Origin of the sequence: Alkalinema pantanalense CENA528, from assembly GCF_050753345.1 — a bacterium.
In the GTDB taxonomy this organism is placed as follows: Bacteria; Cyanobacteriota; Cyanobacteriia; order Leptolyngbyales; family Leptolyngbyaceae; genus Alkalinema; species Alkalinema pantanalense.
The window spans coordinates 1-4,984 of sequence record NZ_JBLZFX010000176.1; the positions used below are offsets into that span (position 1 = coordinate 1).

The 4,984-nt window shown below is 48.6% G+C and carries 6 protein-coding genes; 5 read left to right on the forward strand and 1 reads right to left on the reverse strand.

The features are described 5' to 3' along the window. Nucleotides 1–396: 396 nt before the first annotated feature. From ACN4EG_RS27040 to ACN4EG_RS27050, 3 genes are all read left to right on the forward strand, one after another. Nucleotides 397–1,569 carry a hypothetical protein gene (locus ACN4EG_RS27040; RefSeq protein ID WP_431633390.1) on the forward strand — a complete coding sequence of 391 codons (1,173 nt, stop codon included), beginning with the start codon at nucleotides 397–399 and terminating at the stop codon, nucleotides 1,567–1,569. Between the two features lie 111 nt (nucleotides 1,570–1,680). Then, nucleotides 1,681–1,818, forward strand: coding sequence for a photosystem II reaction center protein K (locus ACN4EG_RS27045; RefSeq protein ID WP_190574671.1), 138 nt, complete (start codon nucleotides 1,681–1,683; stop codon nucleotides 1,816–1,818). A gap of 179 nt (nucleotides 1,819–1,997) precedes the next feature. Then, nucleotides 1,998–2,735, forward strand: coding sequence for a GUN4 domain-containing protein (locus tag ACN4EG_RS27050; RefSeq protein ID WP_431633391.1), 738 nt, complete (start codon nucleotides 1,998–2,000; stop codon nucleotides 2,733–2,735). 224 nt (nucleotides 2,736–2,959) lie between these two features. Here the strand turns inward: ACN4EG_RS27050 and ACN4EG_RS27055 are convergent, their stop codons facing one another. Further along, nucleotides 2,960–3,898, reverse strand: coding sequence for a hypothetical protein (locus tag ACN4EG_RS27055; RefSeq protein WP_431633392.1), 939 nt, complete (start codon nucleotides 3,896–3,898; stop codon nucleotides 2,960–2,962). Between the two features lie 277 nt (nucleotides 3,899–4,175). On the opposite strand from ACN4EG_RS27055, the gene ACN4EG_RS27060 reads away from it, so the two are divergent. After that, complete coding sequence (locus tag ACN4EG_RS27060) at nucleotides 4,176–4,505, forward strand: nucleotidyltransferase family protein (protein ID WP_431633393.1); 330 nt, start codon at nucleotides 4,176–4,178, stop codon at nucleotides 4,503–4,505. Further along, nucleotides 4,477–4,815, forward strand: a complete 339-nt coding sequence (locus ACN4EG_RS27065) for a HepT-like ribonuclease domain-containing protein (RefSeq protein ID WP_431633394.1) — start codon at nucleotides 4,477–4,479, stop codon at nucleotides 4,813–4,815. The genes ACN4EG_RS27060 and ACN4EG_RS27065 overlap by 29 nt, the downstream gene beginning before the upstream one ends. The last annotated feature ends 169 nt before the right edge of the window (nucleotides 4,816–4,984 follow it).

Genomic DNA, 4,984 nt, shown 5'->3' on the forward strand with positions numbered 1-4,984 from the left:
TGTACACTTTGCCCATACGATATTCCTACAAGAGTGGATTTCAGAACCAATCAGATCCTAAATCCATTCTCGCTCAAACTCACAAAATTAATCCTGACACTCCACTAGGGTAATTGCAAAAAAATTAACGGAGAGGCGAATAAATCAAGAAATTAAGATTTTGATAGCTTTTCAGAAGAGCCTTTTGGAAAACCAATCCTTGCGGTTCAGCAACTCTATCTTTAGACATAGCTCGATCGGGAGGCAGAGTTGTTAAGGTACAGGGCGTGGTTATGTAGCCTTGGTGGCTATGTAGCCTTGGTGATTATGTAGTCTGTGTAGTTATGTAGCTTTTGTAGTGATTGACGACTCGTAGCTATCTACTACCTTTACTCATCTACCCTTAAGAGGTTTTCCATGCGACTTTCCACGCTGTCCCCCGGCGATTCTGCACTTTTAACCATGCCTTCCGCAGGCTTGAAACTAGACCCTGTGCTATCCGTTGGGGGGTTTCTGGATCCTATCTTTGGCCCAGGAAAGGCCCAAGCGTTTTTAAGTAATCTCAAATCGGCCAGCGGAACCCTCACCCTGGGAGAAAATGGCGTCGTCACAGGGACGCTAACTAGCCCCACGGGTGAGCTCTTCAACGACACCTTAGATTTGGCCAAGCTAGCCGGTGATTTGACCTCTGGACTGACAACGCTCAATGGCACCCTCAGCCTAGATCAGGGGATTGCCACGACTGATTTGACCTACGATGGGGGGAAACTTACGGGAATCCTCAATTTTTCGGATTTAATCAGCTCCACGATCGTGAATTTGGTCAATAGCTTGGAAGGCACCGTTCCCTTTGCCGATGGCAAGGTCGAGGTGAATACGCCAACGTTAGTCGGCCCCATCACAGGTACGATCGATTTTGGTCGTGGAGCCTTTGTAACGGACTTGCAAACGCCCTTTGGAGATCTCGATTTGACGATCGACTTTGGGGATGATGCCAAAATTCCCGTTGAGGTCGGAGGGATTAGCGGTGTCGTAGATTTGGATCAGGGGGTTGTCAGTTTAGGATCGGGCGGCTTTTTAGGAAATCTGAAGATTCCCCTCACGGCCTTTTCCGGCGATTTTACTTTTTCTCAAGGGAACATCACCCTCGATATTCCTACCCCCTTTGGTGACTTGACGACTAGCTTCGCGACGGGAGCGATCGTGGCAGATAAGGTCAAGGATGCGTTGCAAGGGACGGGGACGATTGTCTTTACCAATGGCGTTGCGGCGATCGATGTGACCGGAGCCTTAGGGACGATTAAAACCAGTCTGGATTTACCCAAGTTAGTGAGTGATGCGGCTAGCTTCTTAGCCCAAAGTCAAGGAACTGTTAATTTTAATCAAGGCATTGTTACAACAACTTTAACCACTCCCACCGGGCCGTTTAGCGCCACCTACGACCTCAATACGATCGCGCTCACCGATTCCTCCCAACCTCCCACCTTGCCCCCAAATCCCAGCCCCACGCCCACACCACCGACTGAACTTCCATCAATCACGCCCATTCCGGGGCTACCGGGTTTCCCAGGAATCTTCTTCTTTGTGTAGGGCTGTTCTACAGAAGGCCCACTCTCCTCGCGATCGGACTCCCTCTTGCCAAACGGTTTATGTTAAAATGCGTGTCAATTATTAATACTGTGTTGGAGAGGCAATCGATTCATGGAAGCTGCAATGCTGTTGGCGAAGCTGCCGGAAGCTTACTCGATCTTCAATCCGCTTGTAGATATCATGCCTGTAATCCCCGTTTTCTTCCTCTTGCTGGCATTTGTATGGCAAGCAGCCGTGGGTTTTCGGTAAACTGATTCCTAGTTTGGAATTCATGCTTGGGGGCCAATCTTGGCCCTTTTTTGTTGCCATATTTTTGTTGCGGTTTTCTTGGGATGATTTAGAAATTCTTGGGCAATGTCTAGAATTTCTTGGGTAACATGGTGGGCACCCATTGGTTTGATGGGGAACTCGTTACGTGGGAACCTGCTATGACATTGACGCGCTGTTCTAAGTTGTTGCCCAAACTGCCGTTGGTCCAGGGATTACCGGGGTGGCGCTCTGTCCTACCTACGACGATCGCCGCGATTGGACTCGGGACGATCGGGTTGTTGTCTGCCCTATCATTGCCCCTGAAACCAGCCTTAGCCATTCCCCAAACGCCCTTGGAAAACCTGAAATCTAGCCGCTTGATCGATTATGAACCGCTGCAACAATTACTGCGGCAGGGGGAATGGGCAGAGGCCAATGAGATGACATCCAATTTGATGCTGCAAGCAGCAGACCAGTTGGAGCAGGGATATTTGGTAGGTCGTGATATTCGATTGTTTCCCTGCCAGGATTTGCTGACGGTGGATAAATTGTGGCGGTACTACAGTAACGATCGCTTTGGGTTCAGTGTCCAGGCGGGTATCTGGATGCGGATGTATGGCAAGAACTACAAGGATTCCCAGCGCTTCGAGGGCAAGGTTGGCTGGCATAAGCAAATTCTGAATGCGGATTTGCGGGCACAACGGGGACATTTACCGTTGCGACCTGCCAGTAATGGCGGTGCGATGGATGCCTGGGGCGGGGGCTGGATTGCGGAAATGCCGAAGCGCTTAAGCGTCTGCCTGAATCCCACGAAAGCTCAACCCCCGAAAGCACAGCCAAGTAAGCCGAAACCCACGAAGCCAAAGCCCACAAGACTTCGCACCTCTAGCAGAAGCGACTCAACCAACCTCACCTGACCGTAATCCTTGCACACCTGATCCAGGCGGGTTTACGCATTAACCCTACAGTAATCGCACAGGCAATTGCCTTGGCGGGAGAGCAGTAACATCAGGAGATTGCAATTGATGAAACCCTCGATCGCATCTACGCCAGACACTGCTTTGCTCAAACTGCTTAGAAAGGCGGTAGCAAAATCGCCCTCATAAATTGCTACCCACCCACAAGCCAACCTACTCAATGGCTAGTCATCACAAACCTGAATTTTATCGAAACCATCCCCCTGAGGATCTGTCACCCATCGACAGGATAAATCGCGTCTAATTTCATCCTGCAAGATCCTACCTGCTTCTTCGCTCTGTTTCCGTCTCTGTTTTTGGACGAGGGTATCATAGGCTTGCTTATCAGCCGATGATAAAGTTGCCCTCCACGCTTCATACTCTTCCCGTGGAGTCGCAAAAACTAGGGGATCAATCCTGGTATGCCATTGCTCATGGGTTTCATTGCTGCGCCTATTCAATAGGCGCTGAATTAATTGATTACCAGGTTTTGCATCCGTCGGGCTATTGCTATCCTTTACCGTAGTCTCAGAACTGCTTGAGTTCCTACTATCGCGAATAATCGTTTGAAATTCTCGGTCAAGGTCTTGTGGACTTTGAGTTACCTGCTTGGGTGAGAAGCCCATGAGGCCCCCTAACAAATTAGCACCAGCCTGCTGCCGAAGAACCTTTTTGGCCCTCTGGATCACCGTATAAAGCTGCCGCTCATCAGGAGAAAGGCTATCTAGAAATTGTTGCTCCTGAGGACTAATCGGGGCTGGTGGCTTCGGCTGACGGGGTGCCTGAGTATTCCTGGGAAAAGGACTAGGAGGAACTTGGTCTGGCATTTGTGAGTCGTTTGTGTCCCTATCCCTTGTAGGTCGCTGGGAAGGGGGCTTAGGTGTGCGCCGCTTTTTTCGCGTCTGACGAACGTTCGGGAGAATATCCTTTAAATCAAGGGCCAGTACGGGTACACCACGATCGTCGATTGCTGTTTTAGAAGATTGCCCCAACGCTGGAAAAGGACTCGCTAGTAGAGTACTTATCACAATTAAACAAATAGCATTCTTACTGTAACGCCGCTCAACTTGAGCTATAACGTCCCCCTTAGGGTGGCGTTGAATCATGCCAGATTGGACTTTCATATGAACTGAAAAAGCTAAATAGTCATTAGATTTAAGTTAGCAGAGAAAATATTTGCTGGGATGTATTAAGACGCACAATCAAATTGTCCGTACACGTGTCCTCAAACCAAGATAGACAAACTCCCTCCTAGGAAAATTGTTAAAATATAGGTCGTTTTCTCCCCCCGATCGCATCGCGAAGCCAAACGCCTCTAGAAACGCTGTAGACCCTATACCAGAATGATCTGCCACCAGATATCGTCCAAGAAATCAATCGCAAAACTCAAAGGAGTCAATCATGACAATCGCGATCGAGCTTCCTAGGGAGAAAATTGCTGAATTTTGTCAAAAATGGCAGGTGACAGAACTCGCCCTATTTGGTTCAAGTTTGCGCGATGACTTTCGCCCCGACAGCGATATTGACATCCTGGTGCAATTTCATCCAGACGCGCACCCCACCTTCAGCACCCTCGACCAGATGGAAGCAGAACTCACCACTCTCTTCGATCGGGCCGTGGATCTAGTCACCCGTCAAGGCATTGAATCCAGTCGGAATTATCTCCGTCGCCGCGAAATTCTTTCCTCAGCCCAGGTGGTTTATGCAACGAGATCTGCAATTTCTGCTTGACATGCTGCAGTCTGCAGAACTAGTTGTCACTTATGTCGGCCAGTGTAAAAAAGCGGAATTTATCAACAACATTCAGCTTCAAGATTCAGTCATTCGCCGACTTCTGGTCATTGCTGAAGCTGCCCGACGAGTTTCAGAAGCGACTCGACAAACCTTACCTGATATTGCTTGGCAAGAAATCAACGGCATGAGAAATCGGCTTGTGCATGAATATGATGATGTCAATCTCAATATTGTCTGGGATGTTATTCAGTCCGAAATACCGCCATTGATTAAAATCTTACAAACCAAAATCCCACCTGAATCTTAAAACGACTAAGGAGATTTCCAGGAACAAATCTACCCAGCAGCAGGTTGAATCAGGATGTCCCATTTGGGTAAATCTGGATTGCGCTGCAAACGAGTTTCAATTTCACGCATCGCTGATTTTGAGAGTGAGATTCCTTTAACATAAGTATTTGGGTTAAACACAACGATGG